Origin of the sequence: Burkholderia sp. Bp9015 (assembly GCF_003853505.1) — a bacterium.
Classification (GTDB): domain Bacteria; phylum Pseudomonadota; class Gammaproteobacteria; order Burkholderiales; family Burkholderiaceae; genus Burkholderia.
In genome coordinates, this window is record NZ_QTPZ01000033.1 from 1 (window position 1) to 23208 (window position 23208).

Annotated in this window: 20 protein-coding genes and 1 pseudogene; 14 read left to right on the forward strand and 7 right to left on the reverse strand. The window is 67.8% G+C overall.

The window, feature by feature from the left end:
• Positions 1 to 227 (reverse strand): annotated as a pseudogene (locus DIE12_RS28550) (circularly permuted type 2 ATP-grasp protein); the annotation flags it as partial.
• Positions 228 to 965: 738 nt separating this feature from the next.
• Between DIE12_RS28550 and DIE12_RS28555 the strand changes: the two are divergent.
• The 10 genes from DIE12_RS28555 to DIE12_RS28600 all read left to right on the forward strand — a co-directional run bounded on the left by DIE12_RS28555 (position 966) and on the right by DIE12_RS28600 (position 15192).
• A complete protein-coding gene (locus DIE12_RS28555; protein WP_124522896.1) occupies positions 966 to 1961 on the forward strand; it encodes a LysR substrate-binding domain-containing protein in 996 nt (331 codons plus the stop codon).
• A 690-nt stretch (positions 1962 to 2651) separates the two neighbouring features.
• Positions 2652 to 3080 carry a hypothetical protein gene (locus tag DIE12_RS28560; protein ID WP_044843971.1) on the forward strand — a complete coding sequence of 143 codons (429 nt, stop codon included), beginning with the start codon at positions 2652 to 2654 and terminating at the stop codon, positions 3078 to 3080.
• Between the two features lie 72 nt (positions 3081 to 3152).
• The gene (locus tag DIE12_RS28565; RefSeq protein WP_124488824.1) at positions 3153 to 3911 is read left to right on the forward strand and encodes a hypothetical protein; all 759 of its coding nucleotides are present in this window, start codon (positions 3153 to 3155) and stop codon (positions 3909 to 3911) included.
• A 104-nt stretch (positions 3912 to 4015) separates the two neighbouring features.
• A complete protein-coding gene (pgaA, locus tag DIE12_RS28570; RefSeq protein WP_124522898.1) occupies positions 4016 to 6949 on the forward strand; it encodes a poly-beta-1,6 N-acetyl-D-glucosamine export porin PgaA in 2934 nt (977 codons plus the stop codon).
• A gap of 15 nt (positions 6950 to 6964) precedes the next feature.
• On the forward strand, positions 6965 to 9058 hold the full coding sequence (pgaB, locus tag DIE12_RS28575) for a poly-beta-1,6-N-acetyl-D-glucosamine N-deacetylase PgaB (RefSeq protein ID WP_124488826.1): 2094 nt from the start codon (positions 6965 to 6967) through the stop codon (positions 9056 to 9058).
• On the forward strand, positions 9055 to 10326 hold the full coding sequence (pgaC, locus tag DIE12_RS28580; protein ID WP_044843967.1) for a poly-beta-1,6-N-acetyl-D-glucosamine synthase: 1272 nt from the start codon (positions 9055 to 9057) through the stop codon (positions 10324 to 10326). The genes pgaB and pgaC overlap by 4 nt, the downstream gene beginning before the upstream one ends.
• On the forward strand, positions 10304 to 10792 hold the full coding sequence (locus DIE12_RS28585) for a Biofilm PGA synthesis auxiliary protein PgaD (RefSeq protein WP_124522900.1): 489 nt from the start codon (positions 10304 to 10306) through the stop codon (positions 10790 to 10792). The genes pgaC and DIE12_RS28585 overlap by 23 nt, the downstream gene beginning before the upstream one ends.
• Positions 10793 to 10923: 131 nt before the next feature.
• A complete protein-coding gene (gene glmS, locus DIE12_RS28590; protein ID WP_124522902.1) occupies positions 10924 to 12747 on the forward strand; it encodes a glutamine--fructose-6-phosphate transaminase (isomerizing) in 1824 nt (607 codons plus the stop codon).
• Positions 12747 to 14054: a hypothetical protein gene (locus DIE12_RS28595; protein ID WP_124522985.1), complete on the forward strand. Its 1308-nt coding sequence runs from the start codon at positions 12747 to 12749 to the stop codon at positions 14052 to 14054. Before glmS ends, DIE12_RS28595 begins: the two co-directional genes overlap by 1 nt.
• Before the next feature lie 301 nt (positions 14055 to 14355).
• Positions 14356 to 15192: a cytochrome c gene (locus tag DIE12_RS28600; protein WP_124522904.1), complete on the forward strand. Its 837-nt coding sequence runs from the start codon at positions 14356 to 14358 to the stop codon at positions 15190 to 15192.
• A 21-nt stretch (positions 15193 to 15213) separates the two neighbouring features.
• On the opposite strand, the gene DIE12_RS28605 is transcribed toward DIE12_RS28600, so the two are convergent.
• Genes DIE12_RS28605 through DIE12_RS28615 form a run of 3 tightly spaced genes read right to left on the reverse strand, consistent with a single transcriptional unit; the run spans position 15214 to position 18186 of the window.
• The gene (locus DIE12_RS28605; protein WP_124522906.1) at positions 15214 to 16470 is read right to left on the reverse strand and encodes a Zn-dependent hydrolase; all 1257 of its coding nucleotides are present in this window, start codon (positions 16468 to 16470) and stop codon (positions 15214 to 15216) included.
• The gene (locus tag DIE12_RS28610) at positions 16463 to 17002 is read right to left on the reverse strand and encodes an L-2-amino-thiazoline-4-carboxylic acid hydrolase (RefSeq protein WP_044843961.1); all 540 of its coding nucleotides are present in this window, start codon (positions 17000 to 17002) and stop codon (positions 16463 to 16465) included. Before DIE12_RS28610 ends, DIE12_RS28605 begins: the two co-directional genes overlap by 8 nt.
• Before the next feature lie 17 nt (positions 17003 to 17019).
• Positions 17020 to 18186, reverse strand: coding sequence for a branched-chain amino acid ABC transporter substrate-binding protein (locus DIE12_RS28615; protein WP_124522908.1), 1167 nt, complete (start codon positions 18184 to 18186; stop codon positions 17020 to 17022).
• A 177-nt stretch (positions 18187 to 18363) separates the two neighbouring features.
• Here DIE12_RS28615 and DIE12_RS28620 point away from each other — a divergent pair, with 177 nt between their 5' ends.
• The 4 genes from DIE12_RS28620 (at position 18364) to DIE12_RS28635 (ending at position 20122) form a co-directional block, all read left to right on the forward strand.
• Positions 18364 to 19257, forward strand: coding sequence for a LysR substrate-binding domain-containing protein (locus DIE12_RS28620; RefSeq protein ID WP_044843959.1), 894 nt, complete (start codon positions 18364 to 18366; stop codon positions 19255 to 19257).
• Positions 19258 to 19368: 111 nt separating this feature from the next.
• The gene (locus DIE12_RS28625; RefSeq protein ID WP_044843958.1) at positions 19369 to 19587 is read left to right on the forward strand and encodes a ribbon-helix-helix protein, CopG family; all 219 of its coding nucleotides are present in this window, start codon (positions 19369 to 19371) and stop codon (positions 19585 to 19587) included.
• On the forward strand, positions 19581 to 19763 hold the full coding sequence (locus DIE12_RS28630) for a hypothetical protein (RefSeq protein ID WP_124522910.1): 183 nt from the start codon (positions 19581 to 19583) through the stop codon (positions 19761 to 19763). The genes DIE12_RS28625 and DIE12_RS28630 overlap by 7 nt, the downstream gene beginning before the upstream one ends.
• A complete protein-coding gene (locus tag DIE12_RS28635; RefSeq protein WP_124522912.1) occupies positions 19757 to 20122 on the forward strand; it encodes a type II toxin-antitoxin system VapC family toxin in 366 nt (121 codons plus the stop codon). Before DIE12_RS28630 ends, DIE12_RS28635 begins: the two co-directional genes overlap by 7 nt.
• Before the next feature lie 57 nt (positions 20123 to 20179).
• Here the strand turns inward: DIE12_RS28635 and DIE12_RS28640 are convergent, their stop codons facing one another.
• Genes DIE12_RS28640 through DIE12_RS28650 form a run of 3 tightly spaced genes read right to left on the reverse strand, consistent with a single transcriptional unit; the run spans position 20180 to position 23163 of the window.
• Positions 20180 to 20881: an aspartate/glutamate racemase family protein gene (locus DIE12_RS28640; protein WP_044843955.1), complete on the reverse strand. Its 702-nt coding sequence runs from the start codon at positions 20879 to 20881 to the stop codon at positions 20180 to 20182.
• Between the two features lie 10 nt (positions 20882 to 20891).
• A complete protein-coding gene (locus tag DIE12_RS28645) occupies positions 20892 to 22196 on the reverse strand; it encodes a dicarboxylate/amino acid:cation symporter (protein WP_124522914.1) in 1305 nt (434 codons plus the stop codon).
• Position 22197: 1 nt separating this feature from the next.
• Entirely contained in the window at positions 22198 to 23163 is a 966-nt protein-coding gene (locus DIE12_RS28650; protein WP_124522916.1) for an ABC transporter substrate-binding protein, read from the reverse strand.
• Between the last annotated feature and the right edge of the window lie 45 nt (positions 23164 to 23208).

The window sequence follows — 23208 nt, forward strand, 5'->3', positions numbered from 1 at the left end:
CGCTCGGCGGCCTGCGCGTCGCCGTACACGGCGAACGTGATGCCCGTCCTGCGGAACACGCCTTCCGCGTCGTGGGCTTTCTGGGCGAGGCTTGCAGGGTTCTGCGTGTCGAGCCACTGCTTGAGGCGCGCGTAGGGCGCCCTCACCATATCGCCGGATTGCAGCATTTCATCGAATGGCTTCATCGATCTTTTTCTCCATCGATCGTTTTCCCCGGCATTGCGCATGCCGGACCGGCGTACTAACTGCCTTGCAAGGAACGTGCCTTGCGATAACCCCTCAGGTCCCCCTTTTTGTCGCGCGGCCGGCACGCCCCCGCAGCATGCCGCACCATGATGGTGCGACGCACGGCGCGGGACGCGCCAGCGGCGTGCCGTGCCCGTGCACGGCCGCTGCTGCGCCGCGTCTGTGAAACATAGTTCCCCTGCGTGTCACGACTGTGCAAGCTGCACTGCACCAATACCTCCCCCTGCCCGCACGCCTGCCCGTTGCCGCGCTGCCCGCCGGCAGCAGCTCCGAGCCCGTACCGGCACGGCTTCCCGCCGCCGTGCACTCGACCGCGTCCCGCCACCTCCTCGGCCGGTCTTGCCGCATCGCAGCGAACCGCGCCGCGGCGGCGGCGGCCCGTCGCGGCGGCCCGTCCTGCACCGCGGACGGGAATGGCGCCGCATCCTTCGGTTACCGGGCGGAATGGCGGAAAGGCGGGCCGGCACGAGGCCGGCCCTGGGGGAAGTACCGTCTGCGGCAGGTCGGGCAGTTCGACGCGGTGAACTAACCGGTTAGCCGGGTCCGGCACCTCGAACTTATGCAGCCGTAATCCCGCCGACAACGCCCATGCATATTTCGACTGACACCGATCGAAAAAAAACATCGGCCCCCATGCGCGAGGCGCGGTACGCTACCAAACCGGTTCAGTGAAATGGTGCCGCTCCTCCCGGCGCCGACTATAAACAGCGAAGATCAACATGGAAGCAAAGTGGCTGGAAGATTTCCTGAGCCTTGCGGATACCAAGAGCTTTTCCCGGGCCGCGCGTCATCGGCACCTCACGCAGTCGGCGTTCAGCCGGCGCATCGCCGCGCTCGAAACGTGGATGGACGCGAAGCTGGTCGACCGCAGCATCAACCCGATCGCGCTGACGCCGGCCGGACAGATGTTCCGCGGGCTGGCCGCGGACATCCTGCGCAGCATGTATGCGGCACGCAACCTCGTGAACGGCTATGACCAGTTCGCGGCAAGCGACCAGGTGGTGCGCTTCGCGGTCGCGCATACGCTCGTGTTCACGCTGTTCCCCGAATGGCTCAAGCAGCTGAACGGCGAAGTCGGCCACGTGACCGCGCGCGTCAACGCGGTGAACGTGCCCGAAGGCGTGCAGCAGCTCGTCGAAGGTGAATGCGACCTGCTGCTCGGCTATCACCATCCGCAACTGCCGATCGTGCTCGATCCGAACCACTTCCCGTTCGTCACGCTCGGCGTCGAACGGATCCTGCCGGTATCGACGCCCGACGCGCGCGGCAAACCGGTATTCGAACTGCCGGGCACGCCGGACGCGCCGCTGCCGCTGCTCGCGTATTCGTCGGGCGCGTTCCTCGGGAACGTGGTCGAGATGCTGCTGCTGAACGCGGCCGAACCGTACGCGCTGCACCGGTGCTTCGAGACGCACATGTCCGAGGCGCTGAAGGGGATGGTCGTGGCCGGGCACGGGATCGGCTGGCTGCCCGAGAGCTGCGTGGCGAAGGAACTCGCGGAGGGCTCGCTCGTCCGCGCGGGCTCGGCGGACTGGATCACCGAACTCGAGATTCGCCTGTACCGGTCCGCGCGCAAGCGCGGGCTCGCGGCCGAGCAGCTGTGGACCTACATCATGAACCGGCCGCGCACCGCGGCCGACAGCGCGCGCGCGGCCGAGGAATCGATCGCGCCGGCCATGCGCATCGCGCGCCGCAGCGCCGGCGGCAGCCGGTAGCGCCCTTCACCGTCCCTCGTCGCCCGACTCGCCAGCGCGCCGCGCGGATGCAATCCGCCCGGCGCGCGGTTATTCGACGTGCGCAATCGCGGAGCATTTTCCGCTCCTGCTCCGTCTTCGATATGCGTTCCGTACCTCGATTAAACCCGTAAAAACAGGCAAACGTTTGCGAGCCGAATCGCATTTAATTTACATCGAAAACATCGACCCCGAATAAATTTCCGATTCATACGACAGAAATAACCTGTTACAGAACAAATTAAAAGTTTCTCTTTTCATGCAATAGCATTTTTCATCCATAAGGCCACATCCCCTCTTTCGATTCCCTGACCTGCACTCCGAAATTCACCGTAATGCTTCGATGAAAGAGGAAAGTCTTCCTTTTATCAGTCGTTATTTTTCGGTACAAACGTCGGTACCACTTACGTCGGAAATTTGCAAAATGGTCATCGCTACCGATGAGCAAATTTCATATTCGGCAATATCGCCTTTGTTCAGAGCTGATCCATTTCGTCGAATTATTACCAATCCTATTTAAATAAGACCTTTAAAGCTTGTCCCATTCGGGCCACACATGATTGTTTGTTCGAAACCCATCGTGTATCAATAGCGTTGTCGCAAAACGAAATAGCGTCGCTAATTTTCAAATCGGAATAAGTGCATTGCCAGCGATTCCGGATGGAGGTTGCAATGTCTTCCTCGTTTGAACAGCATGGTCGCCGGCTCCTCGGCATTGTCGTATCCGCGCTCTGCATTCATGCCGCGGCCCAAACTCCGAACCAGGCCCCGACACCCTCGTCCGATACCGGCTCCGGGCGATACGTGATTTCGTACGTCTGCGGCGACGCGCGAATCGACGGTACGGCGCCGCTTCCCCCCGATGGCCGGCCGTACAACCTCGGTGTGTCGTTCGTATCGGGCGCCACCGGGCAACCGCTGTCGAACGTGCAGGTTCGGCTGCGACGGCATGGACGCGTCCTCGTCGAATTCAACGCGACGGGTTCGCGCTGTCTGTTCAGCGTGCCCGATGCAAGTTACCGGGTCGAAGGGACCTATCAGGGAGCGACCCAGTTCGCGGTGGTCGAAACCGGCGCACTCACCACGCAGTTGCGGTGGTGAACGTCAGTCGAATCCGCGCGCCGAGGGCGCGCACCCGCGTCATGCACTGCAATCCATCGACAGGAGAATCGAATGACTCGTGCAGAGCGACCGGACGGCGCGCCCGTCCGTCAGCCGAAGCCCTCCTGGGGACCGGGAAAGAATGCGGCGCTCAGCATCGTTGCATTTGCCGCGATCTTCGGCGCCTTCGCCTACGTCGAGCGAGACGTGGGGGGCAGCCATGCAACCGTGACGCACGACATCGCCGGCTTGATCGGCACCACCGTCGGGAAGTATCGCCAGGCCATCGTGGCCGCGACGGCCGACGCCTCCCGCGCGGCGTCGACGGCCGGGCAGGCCGAGCCGGTGACGCCTTCCGCACCGGGTACGCCGTTTGCGTCGGCGATGCCTGCAGGATCGGCCGCGACCGCCCCGGCCGTGCCGCCACCACCGACCGCCCGCCCCGCCGCGAAACACCCGCGCCCCGCGCATGTGCCGACCACGACGCTCGCGGCCGGTGCACACGCCGCATCGGCGAGCGCTCGCGCGGCACGCCCCGCTGACACGCACCGGACGTCGCGTTCGCAGGCGCTGGCACGCACGAGACAACACCCCGAGCCCACGCCGACACGGCAACCGCAATCGGATATCGCCGACACGACGCACATGCAGACCACCAGCGTCACGCGCGACGAGATGGAAGGCGCCCGCGCCCTCGCCAGGGCGCGCTGGTGCGCACGGATCGACGAATGGACCTGCGTCGAGCACAACGCGAGCCGGGCCCTCGCCATCGACCCGAAGAACAGCGAATCGCGCGCGCTGCTTGGACAAGCGATCCGCAACCGCCTGTGAAGCGGCCGGACGCTGCCGGGCCTCACTGCCCGGCAGCACGACGACCGGCGACGCGCGTCGTCGGGCGTGCAACCGATGTGATCGTTTCAGAGTGAGGAGACATCGTGGCTAACAATCGTCAACAACAATGCACCACCGTCGCTCCGCCCAACCGGCGGATCCTCCTGCACGCGCCCTTGCTGTTGCTGCTCATCGCGTCCGGCTCCTGTCTTGCCGCCGAAGGCGACGCGGAACCGGGCAGCGCGAGGGAAGTCGCAGGCACCCACGGCGCGCCGGATGCGCTGCCGCCCGGCATGCAGCCGACGGAGGCGTCGATGCGGCTCGCCCAGGGCCCGGACGCCCTGCCCCCGCATGCGCCGACGCCGATCGCGCAGGCATCGGACGCATCGATGCAGATCGCGCAGGCGTCGAACCCGCAGCCGCAGGCGATGCCGACCACGGTCGTGGTGGAGCCGGACGCGGCGCAGCCGAGTGAACCGGCGCCGGACGCGCGATCATCGGATGCGCAGACGCAGCAGCTTGCCCAGGCGCCCGACATCGCGTCGCCGAATATGTCAGCGCCAGCCGCGCAATCGTCGGACGCTTCAATCCAGCTTGCCCAGGCACCCGACACCGTGCAGCCGAACACATCGGCTCCGGCCGCGCAATCGTCGGATACTTCAATCCCGCTTGCCCAGGCACCCGACACCGCGCCGCCGAACACATCGGCTCCAGCCGCGCAATCGTCGGATGCTTCAATCCCGCTTGCCCAGGCACCCGACACCGCGCCGCCGAATACATCGGCTCCAGCCGCGCAATCGTCGGATGCTCCAATGCCGCTTACCCAGGCGCCGGACACCGCGCCACCGAATACATCGGCTCCGGCTGCGCATGCATCGGACGCGCCGACCCAGCCCGCACCGGCCGCTGCCGCCGCATCGCCGAATGCTGCGACGACAGCGACGACACCGACGCAAACCGCGCAGGCATCCGGCACCCCCATGCCGACCTCGCCTGCGCCGGTGACCCAGACGCCCGGCGCTCAGCCGCCGTCCTCGCAGGCACCGAATTCGCAGACGCCCGGCGCCCAGCTACCTGGCGAATCGATCCAGCGATCGCAAGGCCCCGACGTCCAGACACCGAATGCCCAGATACCGAATCTCCGTACCGCCGATGTCGCGACCGTGCGCAACGACGTGTTCGGCCTCGCGGCGAGCGGCGGCGCGATCCAGGCGCTCGAGGAAGCGAAGGCACGGCCCGATGCGTTCTCGGCCGTCGACATCGCGCAGCTGGAAGAACTGTCGATACGCCAGCAGGTGCGCGGCGGACGCGACAAGTCGCGCTCGATGACGAGTCCGGACCGCTTCGACGGGATCGACAACGCGCTGCGCGCGGCCGACGACCTCGACAAGCGGATGCCGGCCACGCCCGACTATGCGCCGGTCAGGACGGCGCTCGCGGGCGACCGCACGGTCGCCCTCGCGGCGCGCGGCGACATGAAGCCGGCCGTCGAGACGTTCGAGACGATCCCGTCCAATGCGGAGATCTCGATCGACGCGCTGGCGGCGGTCGGCGACGCCTACCTGTACCTGAGCGAACCGGGCAAGGCGAACGGCGTGTACCAGCGTGCGCTGAACCAGGCGACCGCGTCGCCTACGGACCGTGCGACCCGCGGCTTCCAGTACGGCGCACGCACGCGTCCGATCGAACTTCGCGAAGGGCTGTTCTGGTCGTATGTCGACCAGGCACGCGCGGCGGACGCGAAGCAGGTGCTCGACGACATGGGCAAGTCCCTGCCGCCCGTCAACGAAGTGCGCAACGTCGGTCCGGAAGAAAGCGACTATCTGCGCTATTACCGGCTGCGCGCGCAATACCTGATCTTCACGGGTCACACCGACGAGGGGATCGCCGCGCTGGAACAGCTCGAGAAGGAGGTCCCGTTCAACGCGGAGATCCGTGCCGCGCACGCCGACGCGGTATCCGGCCAGTCGCATCCCCGCCAGGCGATCGCGATGTATCGCGCCTCGCTGACCGACCACCCGGACAGCGTCGAGATGCTCGCCGGCCTCGGCCGCGCGGCGCTGACGGCAGACGACTACGCAACCGCGAAGAACGTCGAGCAGACCCTCGACAACACGTTCCCGGACAGCGGCGCCGTGCGCATCTTCAAGCGCGACTACAAGGCATACCGCAGCCCCGTGTTCACGACCGACCTGAGCTTCGAGCACGGCAACAGCGCGCTGGCCGACAACAGCTTCACGTCGGACAGCTACGTGTATTCGCAACCATTCGGAGACAACTGGCGCGTCTTCTCGCATACGTTCTTCGGCCATGCGCAAACCGATTCCGGCAGCGTCAGCCGCACGCGCACGGGCGTCGGCGGCGACTACCGGCACGGGCCGCTCACCGTGCTGGGCGAAGTCACGCGCTCGTTCGGCTCGGACGGCCGAACCGGCGGCCGCGGGTCGATCGCGTACGCGCTGAACGACTACTGGACGGTCAGCGCCGGCCTCGACAGCAACGACAACTCGTTGCCGTGGAAGGCGTATGCCGCGCATATCTGGGGCCGCTCCGCGAACGCCTCGGTCGTGTATCGCCAGAACGACCGCCGCGAGGTGAAGCTGAGCTACGGCGTGAGCCGCTACAGCGATTCGAACCTGCACCAGGAAATCACGGCAACCGCCACGCAGCGTGTGTACACGTCCGCCAGGCAGCTCGTCAACGTCTCGCTGGATCTCGGCACCGACAGCAACACGCGCAACGACGCGCCCTACTTCAGTCCGCGCCGCGACTATGCGGCCGCGGCGACCGTCATGCACCAGCTGACGCTGTGGAAGAAGGGCGACATGTCGCTGCAGCAGCGCGTCTCGGCGTCGGGCGGCGTGTACAACGAGCGCGGCTTCGGCAGCAGCCCGCTGTGGAGCGCGCGTCTCGAGCACGCGTGGACGTTCAAGCACGACATCACGCTGAGCTATGGCGTCGAGGTCAGCAGCCACGCGTACGACGGCCAGCGCGAGCGCTCCGAAACCGGCTTCCTGTCGCTCAATCTGCCGTTCTAGCAAGGAGATCGCGCAATGCAAACCAGACGGACCTTCATGTGCGGATGCCTCGGCACGTTCACCGCCTGTTCGCTGTTCCCGGGCGTGACGAACGCCAAGATGATCGACCTGCTGCCGCCATCCGATCCGGCCGACGGCAAGACGTTTCGCGTCATCTGCCTGCATGACGTGCGCGACAACCTGATGGAGTCGTTCAAGCCCCCGTCGGCGCTGGTCGATCCGTTCGCGGTCGATACCGGCACGCTGACCGCGATCTTCTCGTGGCTGCAGACCAACAACTACCACACCATCACGGTCAAGCAGATCGAGGCGTCCCGGCACGGCGGCAAGCCGCTGCCGCCGCGTTCCGTGCTGCTCACGTTCGACGACGGCTTTCGCAGCCACTACACGAAAGTGCTGCCGCTGCTCGAGCGCTTCAAGTATCCGGCCGTGATGGGCATCGTCACCGCGTGGATCGATGCACCGCCGAACGTGCCGATCCGCATCAGCGACAAGGTCCAGGTGCCGCGCGACTACTTCCTGTCGTGGGACGAGGTGAAGAAGCTCGGCCAGTCGGACCTCGTCGAGCTCGGTTGCCATACCCACAACCTCCATCACGGCGCGATCGCGAATCCGCAAGGCAACGAGTTGCCGGCGACCACGTCGCACCTCTACCTGCAAGACCAGAAACGCTATGAAACCGACGCCGAATTCCACGCACGCGTGCACGACGACCTGCAGACGTGCGTGCGCCAGATCCGCGAACACACGGGCATCGTTGCTCGCTCGATGGTGTGGCCATACGGCGCGGAAAACCAGCCCGTGCGCCAGATATCGACGTCGCTCGGCATGGACATCCAGTTCAGCCTCGATGCCGGCCCGAATACGCCGGACGTGCCGCTGGACCGGCTGAGACGGATCCTGATGATGTACGACGTCGACATCGGCGGGTTCGAACGCTCGATGCGCGAGCCGGCCTCCAACCGCGGCGACGTCGACGTGCCCGAGCGCACCGTGCAGGTCGATCTCGACCAGGTCTACGATCCGGATCCCGCGCGGCAGGAAGCGAATCTCGGCAAGCTGATCGAACGCATCTACCGGATGCAGCCGAAATCGGTGTACCTGCAGGCGTATGCCGATCCGAAAGGCACGGGCGTGGCCGAAGCGGTGTATTTCCCGAACCGGCACCTGCCGATGCGCGCCGACCTGTTCTCGCGCGCCGCGTGGCAGCTCAACACGCGCTCCAACGTGCAGGTGTACGCGTGGATGCCGGTGCTCGCGTTCCGGCCGCCGCCGGACAAGCAGCGCGGGCTCGAGGCCGTCAGCGCATTCGGCGGCGCGCCGGCCCGCGAAAACGGCACGCGCGTGTTCCGGCTGAGCCCGTTCGATCCGGAGGCGCGGCTGATGATCCAGCAGATCTACGAGGATCTCAGCAAGCACGCGTCGTTCAGCGGCATCCTGTTCAGCGACGACGCCGTGCTCGACGACTACGAGGATGCGGGCCGGCATGCGCTGCGCACCTATTCGCAGTGGGGGCTGCCGGCCGACGTCGGCAAGATCCGCGAAAATCCCGACCTGTTGAAACGCTGGACGCGCCAGAAGTCGCGCTACCTGATCGACCTGACCCGCCAGCTCGAACAGATCGTGCTGGCCCACCAGAACGTGGGCGACGTGCTGACCGCGCGCAACATCTACGCGCTGCCGGTGCTCAAGCCCGAATCGGAAGCGTGGTACGCGCAGAACTACGACGATTTCCTCGCCACCTACGACTACGTCGCGCTGATGGCGATGCCGTACATGGAGCAGGCGAAGGATCCCGAGGGCTGGCTGGACCAGCTCGTGCGGGCCGTCCGCGCCAAGCAGCGCGGGCTGCAGCGCACCGTGTTCGAACTGCAGTCGTACGACTGGCGCGCGCAGAAGCAGGTGCCGGCCGGCACGCTGCTTGCGCAGATGCGACGACTGCGCAGCGAGGGCGCCGTGAATTTCGGCTACTACCCGGACAACTTCCTGAACGGCCAGCCGGAACTCGACGCGATGCGCGACGTGATGTCGCTGAAGTCGCGCCTCGATCCGACCTCCATCAACGCGCTGATGCAGATGCAGCATGCACAGGGGACCAAGACGCCATGACCACCCACGGCATCATCCAGCGCCTGCAGGACTTCGTCTTCTACTATCCGTTCTTCATGTCGTATCTGTGGATGATCGGCGGCGTCGTCCATTATTTCCTGCTCGAGGAAGGCCGCGAGCTGTCGACGCGCACGATCGCCGCGAGCGGCATCCCGAAGATCTCGATCGTCGTGCCGTGCTTCAACGAGGCCGCCAACGCACGCAGCGTGATCCGCCACCTCAACGCGATGGACTACCCGAACTACGACATCATCGCGGTCAACGACGGCAGCCGGGACCGCACGGGCGACATCCTCAACGAACTGGCCGTCGAGATCCCGCGGCTGCTCGTCATCCATCACGCGCGCAACGAAGGCAAGGCGGTCGGGCTCACCACCGCGGCGGCGGTATCGAACGCGGAATATCTGCTCTGCATCGACGGCGATGCGCTGCTCGCGCATGACGCGATCGGCTGGATGCTCGAGCACTTCCTGACCGACCCGGGCGTCGGCGCGGTCACCGGCAACCCGCGCATCCGCACGCGCACGTCGCTGCTGGGACGCATGCAGGTCGGCGAATTCTCGTCGATCGTCGGCCTGATCAAGCGCACGCAGCAAGTGTACGGCCGCATCTTCACGGTGTCGGGCGTGATCACGATGTTCCGCAAGACCGCGCTCGCCGACGTCGGCTACTGGAGCTCGGACATGCTGACCGAGGACATCGACATCAGCTGGAAGCTGCAGTGCCGCGACTGGCGCGTCGTGTACGAGCCGCACGCGCTCAGCTGGATCCTGATGCCCGAGACGCTGAAGGGTCTCTACCGGCAGCGATTGCGCTGGGCGAAAGGCGGCATCCAGGTGCTGATCAAGTACGCGGGCACGCTCGCGCGGCCGACCCAGATGATGATGTGGCCGCTGTTCGTCGAGTACCTGATCGGCATCACGTGGGCCTACTCGATGTCGTTCATCCTGCTGCTCGCGCTCGTCGACGTCGTCTACCCGCTTCCGCCCGACTGGCATGTGTCCGTGGTGCCGCACTGGCACGGGATGCTGCTGGTCGCGACCTGCATCCTGCAGCTGATCATCGGCAGCATGATCGATCGTCGTTACGACGAAAAACTCCTGATGTATTTCCTTGACACCGTCTGGTACCCCGTCGCGTTCTGGCTGATCAGCATGATCACCACCGTCGTCGCCCTGCCCGCCGTCGTACTGCGGGGCCGCGGCAAGCGCGCCGTCTGGGTCAGTCCCGACCGAGGCATTCAACATGAAGAACGCGCCGATTATTGACCTTTCCCTGCGCGCGCCGCGCGAAATGATCGCCGAGCGCGGCGTCGTCATCGGGCCCGTGCTCGTCGCATGGTTCCGCCTCGTGCGGCCCGCGCTGGTCGGAGGAGTATGGGCATCGATCTGCATCTACACGTACCGCTACCTGCTGCCGTTCAACGAGGCCGAGATGCCGATCGAGCAGATCGTGTTCTACGTGACGAGCATCGCGCTGATCGCCGGCACGATCGTCACGTGGCTGATCGCGGGACGCGTCGTGCATCCGCTCGCGTACCGGTTGCGCGTGTCGAAGATGCTGCGGCGCTCGGCCAGCGTGAAGATGCGCTCGGTGCCGCCGACCGCGCTCGCGGGCGCCCGCCGGCGCGGCGCGCGGCGCACGACGCGCATTCTCGTCGCGTCGCACGACGCGAACGGCTCGATCTCGGGCATCGAATGGATCGCGCATGCGGGACCGCAGCCCCGCGAGTAGGTCACCGGCGCCGTGCCGCAACGCACTGCGCACGACGCACGGCGCACGCCGCATGACGCGACGGCGCTCCTGAAATCGTCCTGGCGCGCGTCGCGCGCCGGCCGAAAAACTTCCTGTAGACGAGGTGAATCATGTGCGGAATCGTCGGAGCAAGCGGCCTGAAAAATCAGGTCCCGCAACTGGTCAATGCACTGAGCCGGCTCGAATATCGCGGCTACGATTCGTGCGGCATCGCCGTGCTGCGTGACGGCTGCCTGCGCAGCGAACGCACGTTGCGGCGCGTGGCAGACTTGCAGGACCGCGTGCTGACGCTCGGTCTCGAAGCGCAGACGTGCATCGCGCACACGCGCTGGGCGACGCACGGCGCACCGTCGGAAATGAACGCGCACCCGATCATGTCGGGCGACACGATCGCGGTCGTGCACAACGGCATCATCGAAAACCACGATGCGCTGCGCGCCGAACTGCGGGAGCGCGGCTATACGTTTCGCGGCGAGACCGACACCGAAGTGATCGCGCACCTGATCCACAGCATGTATCGCGACGACCTGTTCGACGCGGTGATTCGCGCGGTCAAGCGGCTGCACGGCGCGTACGCGATCGCCGTGCTGAGCGCGCGCGAGCCGCAGCGGCTCGTCGCCGCGCGCGCGGGCTCGCCGCTCGTGATCGGCATCGGCGCGGACCAGAACTATCTCGCGTCCGATTGCGCGGCACTCGGCGACCTGACCGACCGTTTCGTCTACCTGGAAGACGGTGACGTCGCGCTGATCACGCCGGAGCGGATCGCCGTGGTCGACTCGGTCGGGAGCGAAGCACAGCGTCCGCTGTGCCTCGTCAAGGCGCGCGACGACGACGCCGCCCTCGGCCCGTACCAGCACTTCATGCAGAAGGAGATCTTCGAACAGCCGAAGGCGATCGCCGCCACGATCGACGGCATCGACACGGTCTCGCCCGCGCTGTTCGGCGGCAGCGACAGCACGCGTGCGCTGCTGTCGAAGACCCGAAGCGTGCTGCTGCTCGGCTGCGGCACCAGCTACTACGCGGGCCTGACCGCGAAATACTGGCTCGAGGGCATCGCGGGCATCCCGGCGCAGGTCGAGATCGCGAGCGAATACCGCTATCGCGATACCGTGCCCGATCCGCGCACGCTCGTCGTCGGCATTTCGCAGTCCGGCGAGACCGCCGACACGATCGGCGCGATCGAGCGCGCGCGCGCGATGGGCCAGGACATGTCGATGGCAATCTGCAACGTGGCGACGAGTTCGATCGCGCGCAGCGCGCCGCTCAGCTTCCTGACACGCGCCGGCATCGAGCTCGGCGTCGCGTCGACCAAGGCGTTCACGACCCAGCTCGTCGCGCTGTTCCTGCTGACGCTCGCGCTCGCGCAGCAGCGCGGCCGGCTCGACGCCGCGCAGGTCGCGACGCACCTGAAGCAGTTGCACGAACTGCCGGAGCGCATCGGTCACGCACTCGCGCTGGAAACGCAGATCATGGGCTGGGCCGCGAAGTTCGCGCGCACCGAGAACGCGCTGTTCCTCGGGCGCGGCATTCACTATCCGATCGCGCTCGAAGGCGCACTGAAGCTCAAGGAAGTGTCGTACATCCATGCGGAGGGCTATCCGGCCGGCGAACTGAAGCATGGCCCGCTCGCGCTCGTCACGAGCGCGATGCCGGTCGTCACGATCGCGCCGGACGACCGCCTGTTCCAGAAGCTGAAGTCCAACATGGCCGAGGTGCGCGCGCGCGGTGGCCGGCTGTACGTGCTCGCCGGCCATCATCTCGAGATCGACGCCGACCGCGACACGCACCTGATCCGCGTGCGCGAATCGGGCGACGCGCTGTCGCCGATCGTCAACGTGATCCCGTTGCAGCTGCTCGCGTATCACGTCGGCTGCGCGCGCGGCGCCGACGTCGACAAGCCGCGCAATCTCGCGAAATCGGTCACCGTCGAATGATGCGGCGGCCGGTCGCGGCCCAAGTCGCCACCGCGCGCCCGCATGCGTTCGGGCGCGCCGCCGCGTGGCGCGTCGCGACCGTGCTCTGCGGCGCGTGCTGCGCGTTCGCCGCGCCGTCGCACGCGTTTGCCGGCGCGCCGGTCGTGCACACCGTCACCGTGGAGGCGCCGGCGTCACCTCAGTCGCCGCAGGAGCGCGGCGACCCGCGGCGCTTCATGCACGGGATCGGCGTGGCCGACGCAGGCGACGGCCGGCGCTGGGTGTTCTTCAGCAGCTCGGGCATCGTGCCGCGCGGCGCGCTGCGCAACGGCGACTGGCCGCATGATGTGTACGTCGGCGAATGGCTGCCGGGCAAGCCGCGCCTGCTGCGCGTCCATACGTTCATCAGCCGCCCGGAAGCGCAGGAGCCCGTGTCGATCGCGCAGAACCCGCGCGGCGACATCTTCGTCACGTTCGAGGACGGCTGGAACACGCCGCAGGTGGTCAGCCAGCGATACGGCGTCTATCGGCGCGACCTGAAGCCGGTCAAGCCCTACCCGAACGACGTCGAAGCAGGCGGCCACTCGGGCCACGTCGCCGCGGTGGGCGAAAGCTTCGTCGTGTTCTATTCCGCCGACTGGATCGACGGCGGCGGCGTCGACAACCTCGGCACCGGCAACGGCGTCTACGTGAAAACCTACGATGCCGAAGGACGCGTGGTGAACCATGTGCCGGTCGCGCCGCACCGCCGCGAATGGTGGCCCGTGGTCGCGGGTTCGCCGCGGCGCGCGCTGCTGGTCTGGCAAAAATACATCGAGGGCAGCACGGACGCGACGCTCGAATACGCGATGTTCGATCCGGTCACGGCGAAACTCGACATGCTCGGGCCGCTGAACGGCACGATCCAGTACTACGTCTATTCGTCCGCGTATGTGCCGGCGGTCGACCGCTTCGTCGTCGTCACGACGACGGCGGACAATCGCGGCGTCGCGATGCTGATCGACCCGGACGGCCGTCGTCTGGCCACGCTCGACTGCCTGCCGGCGTCGGTGCGCGAGGCCGGGATCGGTGTCGACGGCACGCATGCCTATGTGCCGACCCGCGACGGGCGGCTGCTGACCCTGGCGCTTTCGCCGACGGGCATGTCGGTGAGCGGCGTGCAGCGTTCGCCGATTCCGTGGGGCTCGACCGGCGTCGCCGGGTTCCCGGCACGCGGCGGGACGATGCATTTCGTGTCGCTGACGCCGTCCGGGACACGCGAGGCGGATTTCGACACGACGCGGGAAACGCCGTTGCCGAAGGCCGACGCGCAGTGTTCGACGCATTGACGGCAACCCGGCACGTCGATCCGGCCCGACGCGCTCGATCGAGGCGTTCGCGCCTTTGCCCGAATCGGGCAGTTCGATCCCACGCGCGCATCGGCCGCGCCCGGTAGTCGCCCGGTAGTCGCCCGGTAGTCGCCCGGTAGTCGGACTTGCAGCGGCAGCCGGGCCCGCTTCCTCGTGCCGCCCCCGCTCCCGCGCCGAAGTCGCCAGCGCCGCCCGTACCGGATAGACTGTCGCCCGATTCCATCCCTCGGCCGCGGCGCTCGCCTTTCTGCCGCCGCCGGAACGCCCCCACGGAGAACGAATGCTGAAGCGCCGGTGGTTTTCGCTGTTGCTGGTGACGGTGTGCCTGATCGCGACGCGCGCGTCCGCCCAGGGCGCGCTCGAACTCGAAACCGACGGCACGCCTCGCGTCCTGACGCGCCAGGCGCTGCTCGCGCGCGCCGACGCGACGGACATCCGCGTGCCGCGCGACATCGCGTACGGCCGGCCGATGACGTTCCGCGCGGTACCGTTCGCCGCCCTGCTCGGCGACACGCCGCTGCCGGCGGACGGCGTGCTCGAAACGCGCGCGGCCGACGGTTTCGCCGCGCAACTGCCGCTGGATCTCGCGCGCCGCCGTGCGCCGGCCGGCGCCGTCGCGTGGCTCGCGATCGAGGACCCCGCGCACCCGTGGCCGAAGCTGCCGGGCAAGCAGGTCAGCGCGGGGCCGTTCTATCTCGTGTGGCTCGGGCCGGACGCGTCGTCGGTGCGCGGCGAGCAGTGGCCATATCAGATCGTGCGCATCACGATCCAATCGTCGCCGCTCGCGCGCTGGCCGTCGCTCGCCGTCGATCCGGCGTTGCCGGCGAACGATGCGGCCCGGGCGGGCCAGCGGCTGTTCGTCACGCAATGCCTCGCGTGCCACCGCCTCGACGGCGCGGGCAGCAGCCAGGCCGGCCCCGACCTGAACGCACCGATGAATCCGGTCGACTACTTCCAGCCGGCCGCGCTGCGCCGCTACATCCGCAACCCGGCGGCGGTGCGCGACTGGCCGGGCCGCGCGATGCCGGCGTTCCCGCCCGATCAGTTGAGCGACCGGGAACTCGACCAGATCGTCGCGTACCTCGCGTACATGGCGCGGCGCAAGGCCGGCAAGTAAGCCGCGCCCGTCAGGTGCGCGTCACGCGCCCGGTTCCTGCGCGCTTTGCAGCACCGCACGCAGCAGCACGTCGGCGCCCGCCGCCGACCATTCCGGCGTGATCGCCTCGGCTTCGTTGTGGCTCAGCCCGTCGACGCACGGCACGAAGATCATGCCGGTCGGCGCGACGCGTGCGACGTAGCACGCGTCGTGGCCCGCGCCGGACACGATGTCCATGTGCGACAGCCCGAGCGCCTGCGCCGCATCGCGCACCGCGTCGATGCAGCGCGGCGCGAACGGCACCGGCGGGTACGTGAAGATCTGCTCGATCTGCGCGCCGAGCCCGGCGTCGGCCGCGACGCGCGCCAGTTCCGCACGCAGCGCCGCGTCGAGTTCGTCGAGCACCGCATCGTCCGGATGGCGAAACTCGACCGTGAAGAAACAGCCGCCCGGCACCGTGTTGCGCGAATTCGGCCGCGCCTCGATCATCCCGACCGTCGCGCGCGCGTGCGGCGCATGGCGGCGGCCGAGCGCATCGACGAATTCGATCATTCGCGCGGCACCCACCAGCGTGTCGCGCCGGAATTCCATCGGCGTCGTGCCCGCGTGCGCGTCGACGCCCGTGAGCGTCACCTCGTACCAGCGCTGCCCCTGCCCGGCCGTCACGACGCCGATCGTCCTGCCCGCGCGTTCGAGAATCGCACCCTGCTCGATATGCAGTTCGTACGCGGCATGCACCGGATAGCCGCCGACGGGTTCGGCGCCCGCGTAGCCGATCCGCGCGAGTTCCTCGCCGATCGTCCTGCCCGCGCCGTCGATGCGCGACAGCCCGTATTCGAGCGAATAGACGCCCGAGAACACGCCGGCCGAGATCATCGCCGGCGCGAAGCGCGAACCTTCTTCGTTGGTCCAGATCACGACGTCGATCGGGCGCTCGGTCTCGATGCCCGCGTCGTTCAGCGCGCGCACGACCTCGAGGCCGCCGAGCACGCCGTAGATGCCGTCGTAACGGCCGCCCGTCGGCTGCGAATCGGCGTGCGAGCCGGTCATCACCGGCGCGGCGTCGGGATTGCGGCCCGCGCGGCGCGCGAACACGTTGCCCATCCGGTCCACCCGCACCGTGCAGCCGGCATCGCGCGCCCACTGCACGAACAGGTCGCGCGACTCGCGGTCGAGGTCGGTCAGCGCGAGACGGCAGACGCCGCCCTTCGGCGTCGCCCCGATCTGCGCCATGCGTTCGAGCGATGCCCACAGGCGCGCGCCGTCGACGCGCGGTGCGGTCGCGAGGTCGTCACGCATTGCCGGCCTCCGGGGTGTCGTCGCGCGGCGCCGCCTGCAGCGCATAGCGGAAATCGCAGCGCTTGCCGCCCTGCATGATCGTGCTCGTGCGCGTCAGCGCGATGCGCGGGTCGTAACCCTCGATGAAGTAGCTGTCGCGCGCGCAGCTCAGCAGGTGGCCGATCTCGCCGAGCCCCATCGCGTGATACATCTCCGCGTAGCTGCAGCGATGCACGTCGTAGTCGTAGTGCGTGTCGTCCGCGCGGCGCACCTCGACGTCGAGCGCATCGTCCTTCTCCCACAGCACCTGCAGCGCGATGAACGACTGCACGCTCGTGCCGTCGGGCTCCTGCGCGGCGAACGTGCGGCCCGCGTCGACGGCCGCGCCGCGCACGGCCTCCGCGATCACGGCCTGCGCGCGCTCGGTGCCGAATTCGCGCTTCATGATCTCGTAGATCGGCTTGATGATTTCCGCTTCGATGCGGCGCCGCGCGAGGATGCCGAGGCGCGTGTCCTCGGGTGCCGCCGCGGATGCGTGGGTGGTGTCGGTCATGGGGTTCGTCTCCGTCGTTATTTCGTTGCCGGGTGCGCGCCGCCGAGCACGTCGACGACGGTCCACTTGCCGCCGCGCACCTGGTAGATCGTGAATGCCGGGTCCTTCAGGTTGCCTTCGCCGTCGAACGCGACCCGGCCGGTCACGCCGGGCCGGTCGATCGCGCGCACGGCCGCGACCAGCTTCGCCGGCTGCGTCGTGCCGGCCTTTTGCGCGGCCGCGATCAGCGTGGCCGCCGCGTCGTACGCGAACGGCGCATGCAGTTCGATCGGCGCGTTGAAGCGGGCGCGGTACTCGGCGTCGAACGCCTTGCCGCCCGGCATCCGGTCGAGCGGCAGGCCCGGTTCGAGCGCCGTCACGCCGTCGCCGTCCTTGCCCGCGAGCGACAGGAAGGTCTGGCTCACGAAGCCGCCGGCGCCGAGCAGCGGCGCGTTCACACCGAGCTGGCGCATCCGGCGCGCGATCGGCGCGGCCTGCGCGTCGAGCCCGCCGAAGAACACGAGATCCGCGCGCTTGCCCTTGACCGCGGTCAGCACGCCGCTGAAGTCGGTCGTCTTGTCGTTCACGTACTGGCGATCGACGATCGTGCCGCCGTTCGCCTGCACGCCCTTGATGAACTGGTCGGCGAGGCCTGCACCGAACGACGTGCGATCGTCGATCACCGCGATGCGCTTCGCCTTCAGCGTCTTCACCGCGTAGGCGCCGGTGAAATTGCCGCCCGCATCGTCGTGACCCATGATGCGGAACGCCGTCGCGTAGCCCTGCTGCGTGTATTGGTGGCCGGTGGACGCCGGCGCGATCTGCGCAATGCCCGCATCGCGGTAGACGCGCGACGCCGGCACGCTGCAACCCGTGTTCCAGTGGCCGACGACGCCGATCACGTGCTGGTCGACGAGCTGCTGCGCGACCGCGACGGCCGTGCGCGGGTCGGATTGATCGTCGGCCGCGACGAGCTTGTAGACGACCGGCTTGCCGCCGATGCTCGGATGTTTCGCGTTCGCGTCGTCGATCGCGAGTTGCGCGCCGTTTTGCAGATCCTTGCCGATCCGCGCGGACGGGCCGGTGAGCGGCGCGGCGAGACCGATCAGGATCGTCTGCGGCGCGGACTGCGCGAAGGCGGGAACGGCGGCGATCAGCGCGGCCGCGGAGAATGCGAAGCTGGCGGGAAGAAAGGCGATTTTCATGTGCGGGGCTCGGGGATTCGAATCAAAACATGAAAAATATTAAATATTCAGCACTCTCACCCCAAATATTCAATTGTTGGATGCTTATGCCATTCCCGACACAATATCGCAATAGCCTGTAAATAAAGGATATTTTTACATTGTCGCTTACCCTGATTTTTCGATAAAATTCGACACATGAAAAATATCGAACAATTGCCGCACGATCCGCCGTTACGCGCCGTCCGCGCGTTCGAGGCATTCGCGCGTCTCGGGTCGGTCACCGCGGCCGCGCACGAGCTCGACATCACGCCGTCCGCGGTCAGCCACCAGTTGCAGCTGCTCGAGGCGTTCATCCAGACGCCGCTGACCGTGCGCGAAGGCCGGCTGCTCGCGCTCACCGACGAGGGGCGCGACTACTACCGCTCGATCAGCGCCGCGTTCTCGGTGCTGCGCAGCGCGACGCGCTTCGTGCGCGACCGGTCGTCGCTGCGGCAGATCACGATCAGCCTGATTCCGCTGCTCGGCATCGGCTGGTTCATCCCGCGGCTGCATGCGTTCCTCGCCGAGAACACCGACGTCGACGTGACCGTGCTGTACGCGCATCACCGCAACTATCGAAGCGACGCGTCCGACCTGTCGATCCGCTTCGGCACCGGCGACTGGCCCGGCTACCGTTGCGAGCGGCTGCTGCCGGGCGCGATGGTGCCGATGTGCAGCCCGTCGTTCCTGAAGCGCCACGGGCCGTTCCGCACGCCGGCCGATCTCGCGCAGGCGCCGCTCGTGCACGACGAGGATCGCAGCACCTGGGTCAACTGGCTGCAGGGCGCCGGCGTGCGGCACGTGTCGCATGCGGTGGGGCCGATGTTCGAGGACGGGCAACTGACGCTGAGCGCGGCGCGCGCGGATCTCGGCGCGGCGCTGCTGCGCGCGCCGCTGGTCGAGCGCGAACTGGCCAGCGGCGAACTCGTGAAGCTGTTCGACCACGCGCTCGACGACGGGCGCGACTACTACCTGTGCACGCGCGAGGATGCGGACATGCCGGACGGGGCGAGACGGCTCGCCGACTGGCTGAGGAAGATCGCCGCCTGAGCCGCCGTTGCGCCGCCTGCCGGCGCAACGGCGCGCTTGCCGGGCAAGCCGGTGACTTGCGGACGTCCGCATGCGTATATATGATATGCATATCATATATCGGAGGTTGCGATGAGCCGTATCCTGATCGATCTGTCGAATGGCCAGCTCGACGAACTGGCCGCCATCGTCGAGACTGAGCAACGCCCTCGCGCCGCGATCATTCGCGACGCGATCGACGCGTATATCGCGCAACACAAGCGCGCGCATGCCGATCACGTATTCGGCCTGTGGAAGGATCGCGCGGTCGACGGGCTCACCTATCAGGAGGCATTGCGTTCGGAATGGTAAAAGCACACATCGACACTCAAAGCGCGGCCGGGTATGCGGGCCGCGCGCTTCCGGCCGAGGCCTGCCTCGTGCAGGTGCAGCAACGGCCGCCCCATGCCCACGCCGTGTTCGGTCTCTGGAAAGCGCGTGCGCTCGACGGGCTCGCCTGGCAGGAGGCATTGCGCGCGGAATGGTAAGAGCCCTCTTCGATACCAACATCCTGATCGACTATCTCGGCGGCGCGGAGTCCGCGCGCGCGGAGCTGGCCCGCTACGACTACCGGGCGATCAGCATCGTGACCTGGATGGAAGTCATGGTCGGCGCGACGGCCAGCGACGATGCGGCGATTCGCGCATGGCTTTCGTCGTTCGACATCATCCCGCTCGACAGCATGGTGGCGAACCGCGCCGTAACGATTCGCAAGGAACGTCGCATTCGTCTGCCCGATGCGATCGTCTGGGCATCGGCGCAAGTGAACGGCCTGTTGCTCGTGTCGCGCAACACGAAGGATTTTCCGGTCACCGAACCGGGCGTCCGCGCGCCGTATCCGATCTAGCGCGAGCGGCGTCCGTCATGCGTGGCGGACAGCCGCGCGTCCCGCCGTCGCCGCGTGTCACACCGCCCGCCCCCATCCGCGCTCGGCCGCATAGGCGACCGTCGCGCGCGCCAGCTCGTTCGTGCTGTCGACCAATGCAAACGGCGCATCGCGCACCGCCCGCGCGGCGATCGGGATTTCCGTGCAGCCCATCACCGCGACGCCCACGTCCCGTCGCGCCAGCGTCGCGAGCGCGCGCGACAGGCACCGCACCGACGCATCGATCTTCCCCGCCTTGACCGCCGCGATGCACGCGGCGATGTCGCGCTGCGCGGCCACGTCCGGCATTACGGGTTCGAAGCCGCGCGCACGCAGCGCCGCCTGGTAGAAGCCCGACACCAGCGTGCCGCCCGTGGCGAGCACGGCGACGCGCCGCACGCCGGCCGGCAACGCGGCCACCGACGCATCGACGATATGCAGGATCGGCGCCGCGCTGCGTTCGCGCAGCGGCGCATACCAGTGATGCGCCGAATTGCACGGGATCGCAATCACGTCGACACCGCAGCGGTTCAGCAGCGCGACGCCATCGAGCAGCGCCGGCAGCGGATCGGGCCCGCCGTCGATGATCGCGCGCGAACGATCGGGCGTCTGCGTCAGGTTCGCGACGACCATCGGCAAGTGCTCCTGGTCGCAGCGCGCACGCGTCAGGCGCATCACGCGATGCATGAAGTCGACCGTGGCCAGCGGCCCCATTCCGCCCAGTACGCCGACGAGTGCCATGACGTCTCCTTCACGCGCGCGGCGGCCGCGCGCAGATCGCGGATACGACGGCCGAGTTGCCGATCACCAGCAACAGCGTCCGCAACATCTCGCAGAACGGATCGACCGCCACGAACAGCACGAACGCGGCCTCGAACGGCAGGTGCAGCGCCGCGCACACCATGCCGGCGAGCGACACCGTCACGACGCCCGACGTGCCCGTCGACGCGAACCCGGCCAGCACCGACGCGACCAGCACGACGCACAGCTCGCCGGGGCCTAGCGACCGTTCGTAGAGTTGCGCGACGAACAGCGTCGCACTCGCGTAATAGACCATCGGCCCGACGCGCAGCAGCGACACGGCGAGCGGCACGACCAGCTCGACGCGCGCGCGGGCAAAGCCGAAGCCGTCGGCCAGACACTCGATCATGCTCGGCATGCAGGCCACGCTGCTGCGCGTGGCGAGTGCCATCGCGAACGGCGTGCGCAAGCCGGCGAGCGTCCCGCCCAGCGTCGCGCCCGAGCGCTTCCAGATCACGACGATCGCCGCCGCGATCAGCACGAGCGCGACGACGGCGAACGCGGCGACGAAGCGGACCATCGCCTCGAGCGGCCCGAACCCCGACGTGCCGATCTGCGCGGCGCCGCCGCAGAACAGCACGATCGGCGTCGGATACGCGAGCCAGTGCATGATCTTCTGGCACGTGCAATAGACGGTCTCCAGCGTCTGGCTCAGCGCCGCCGAGATGCTGGGCGGCACGCGCCCCGACGCGAACCCGAAGAACAGCGAGAACACCAGCGCCTTCAGCGTGTCGCCGCTCGCGAGCGCCGCGAAGAAGTTGCCGGGCACCAGCGCGATCAGCATGTCGGCGAGGCCCGACGACTTCTCCGCGGGATCGCTGCCGTACAGCGTCATCACGGTATCGCTCGCCGCGCCGTCGCTGCCGACCAGCGCGCCGAACGCCTTCAGCGTCGCGGTCGACAGGTGCTCGCCCGGCCGCATCGCGACCAGCACGACCGCGCCGACCGCGACGACGAATACCGACACGCAGCTGAAGATCGTGATCACGCGCAGCACGAGATCCGACGCGTTGCCGTCGCGCAGCAGCCGCTGCAGGCTGAAGATCACCGCGGCCGTCATAAACGGCAGCGCCGTCATCTTGAGCAGGCCGACGTACACCTGGCCCACGTAGTCGAATTGCGGCGCGGCCGCCGGCCACAACACGCCCGCCACGATTCCGAGCGCGAGGCTGCCAAAGACCGTCAACGGATGGATCGCGAGCGCATGCAGCCGCTCGATGCGCGGTGTGATCCTGATGTTCTCGTTCATGTTCATGTCAGTGACCCATCGCATCGAGCAGGGATTTCACGTCGAGCCGCTTGTTGCGCTCGGCCAGGAACTGGTTGACGAACGCAAGCAGCGTCGGCATGGACACCGGCACGCCGACGGCAAGCGCGTCGGTGAGGTCGTCGAAGGTCGCGACGCGCAGCCGGATCGGCGCGGTCGGGTCGTCCTGCATCACGAGCTTGATCGCGAGCTCGTCGCGATACACGGCCGTGACCGCGCCGGCGTTCAGCGCGTCGAGCGTCGCCGGCCAGCTCGGATAGGTGCGCACCCGCGCGGCCGGGAAATCGTTGCGCGCGTATTCGGCGTAGGCCGACCCCGCGACGACGCCGATCGTGCCGCGATAGTCGCGCACAACTTCAGGCAGCGGCCGCCCTTTCGCGAGTTCGGCGAAGCCGACGCGGTTGATCAGCAGCGCGCGCCGCAGGCTGATGTACGGCGTGCTGAAGCGCACCACCTGCGCCCGCGGCAACGTACGCGACAGCTTGCTGATCGCGACGTCGGCCTGCCCGGTCGCGAGCAGATGCACGACGTCGTCGAACGTGCGCGCATCGCGGTCGAACTGCACCGGCACGCCGAGCTTTTTGGCGAGCTCGTCGGCGAGGTCGATGTCGACGCCCGCCAATGCGCCGTTGCGCGACATGAAGAACGGCGGCTGATCGACGCCGAGCACCGCGACGACGAGCGTCCCGCGCGTGACGATGCGGGCGAACTCCGGCGCGAGCAGCCGGCCGTCGGGCATCTGCACGAGCCCGGTCGCCGTGGTGGCGGGTGCCGTCACCGCTGCGGGCGCCGCCGGCGCGGACTCATCGAGGGCCAGCGCCGGCGCGGCGCACGACACGGTCACGAGTACGCAGGCCGCACGGCGCAAGAGCCGATGCAGGCATCGCCGCTCGGAGACGAACTCGCGGAACCAGGCAAGCAGCGCGCACGCGGCGCATCCGGAAAAGAGGTTCATGGCGGCAGTGGGACGGGGAGTATCGAACGACCGCGCGGCCGTTCG

What these genes read in the sequence shown, in the direction of transcription:
- DIE12_RS28555 (WP_124522896.1), top strand. Translation starts at nt 966, where the DNA reads ATGGAAGCAAAGTGGCTGGAAGATTTCCTGAGCCTTGCGGATACCAAG.
- DIE12_RS28560 (WP_044843971.1), top strand. Translation starts at nt 2,652, where the DNA reads ATGTCTTCCTCGTTTGAACAGCATGGTCGCCGGCTCCTCGGCATTGTC.
- DIE12_RS28565 (WP_124488824.1), top strand. Translation starts at nt 3,153, where the DNA reads ATGACTCGTGCAGAGCGACCGGACGGCGCGCCCGTCCGTCAGCCGAAG.
- pgaB (WP_124488826.1), top strand. Translation starts at nt 6,965, where the DNA reads ATGCAAACCAGACGGACCTTCATGTGCGGATGCCTCGGCACGTTCACC.
- pgaC (WP_044843967.1), top strand. Translation starts at nt 9,055, where the DNA reads ATGACCACCCACGGCATCATCCAGCGCCTGCAGGACTTCGTCTTCTAC.
- DIE12_RS28585 (WP_124522900.1), top strand. Translation starts at nt 10,304, where the DNA reads ATGAAGAACGCGCCGATTATTGACCTTTCCCTGCGCGCGCCGCGCGAA.
- glmS (WP_124522902.1), top strand. Translation starts at nt 10,924, where the DNA reads ATGTGCGGAATCGTCGGAGCAAGCGGCCTGAAAAATCAGGTCCCGCAA.
- DIE12_RS28595 (WP_124522985.1), top strand. Translation starts at nt 12,747, where the DNA reads ATGCGGCGGCCGGTCGCGGCCCAAGTCGCCACCGCGCGCCCGCATGCG.
- DIE12_RS28600 (WP_124522904.1), top strand. Translation starts at nt 14,356, where the DNA reads ATGCTGAAGCGCCGGTGGTTTTCGCTGTTGCTGGTGACGGTGTGCCTG.
- DIE12_RS28605 (WP_124522906.1), bottom strand. Translation starts at nt 16,470, where the DNA reads ATGCGTGACGACCTCGCGACCGCACCGCGCGTCGACGGCGCGCGCCTG.
- DIE12_RS28610 (WP_044843961.1), bottom strand. Translation starts at nt 17,002, where the DNA reads ATGACCGACACCACCCACGCATCCGCGGCGGCACCCGAGGACACGCGC.
- DIE12_RS28615 (WP_124522908.1), bottom strand. Translation starts at nt 18,186, where the DNA reads ATGAAAATCGCCTTTCTTCCCGCCAGCTTCGCATTCTCCGCGGCCGCG.
- DIE12_RS28620 (WP_044843959.1), top strand. Translation starts at nt 18,364, where the DNA reads ATGAAAAATATCGAACAATTGCCGCACGATCCGCCGTTACGCGCCGTC.
- DIE12_RS28625 (WP_044843958.1), top strand. Translation starts at nt 19,369, where the DNA reads ATGAGCCGTATCCTGATCGATCTGTCGAATGGCCAGCTCGACGAACTG.
- DIE12_RS28630 (WP_124522910.1), top strand. Translation starts at nt 19,581, where the DNA reads ATGGTAAAAGCACACATCGACACTCAAAGCGCGGCCGGGTATGCGGGC.
- DIE12_RS28635 (WP_124522912.1), top strand. Translation starts at nt 19,757, where the DNA reads ATGGTAAGAGCCCTCTTCGATACCAACATCCTGATCGACTATCTCGGC.
- DIE12_RS28640 (WP_044843955.1), bottom strand. Translation starts at nt 20,881, where the DNA reads ATGGCACTCGTCGGCGTACTGGGCGGAATGGGGCCGCTGGCCACGGTC.
- DIE12_RS28645 (WP_124522914.1), bottom strand. Translation starts at nt 22,196, where the DNA reads ATGAACATGAACGAGAACATCAGGATCACACCGCGCATCGAGCGGCTG.
- DIE12_RS28650 (WP_124522916.1), bottom strand. Translation starts at nt 23,163, where the DNA reads ATGAACCTCTTTTCCGGATGCGCCGCGTGCGCGCTGCTTGCCTGGTTC.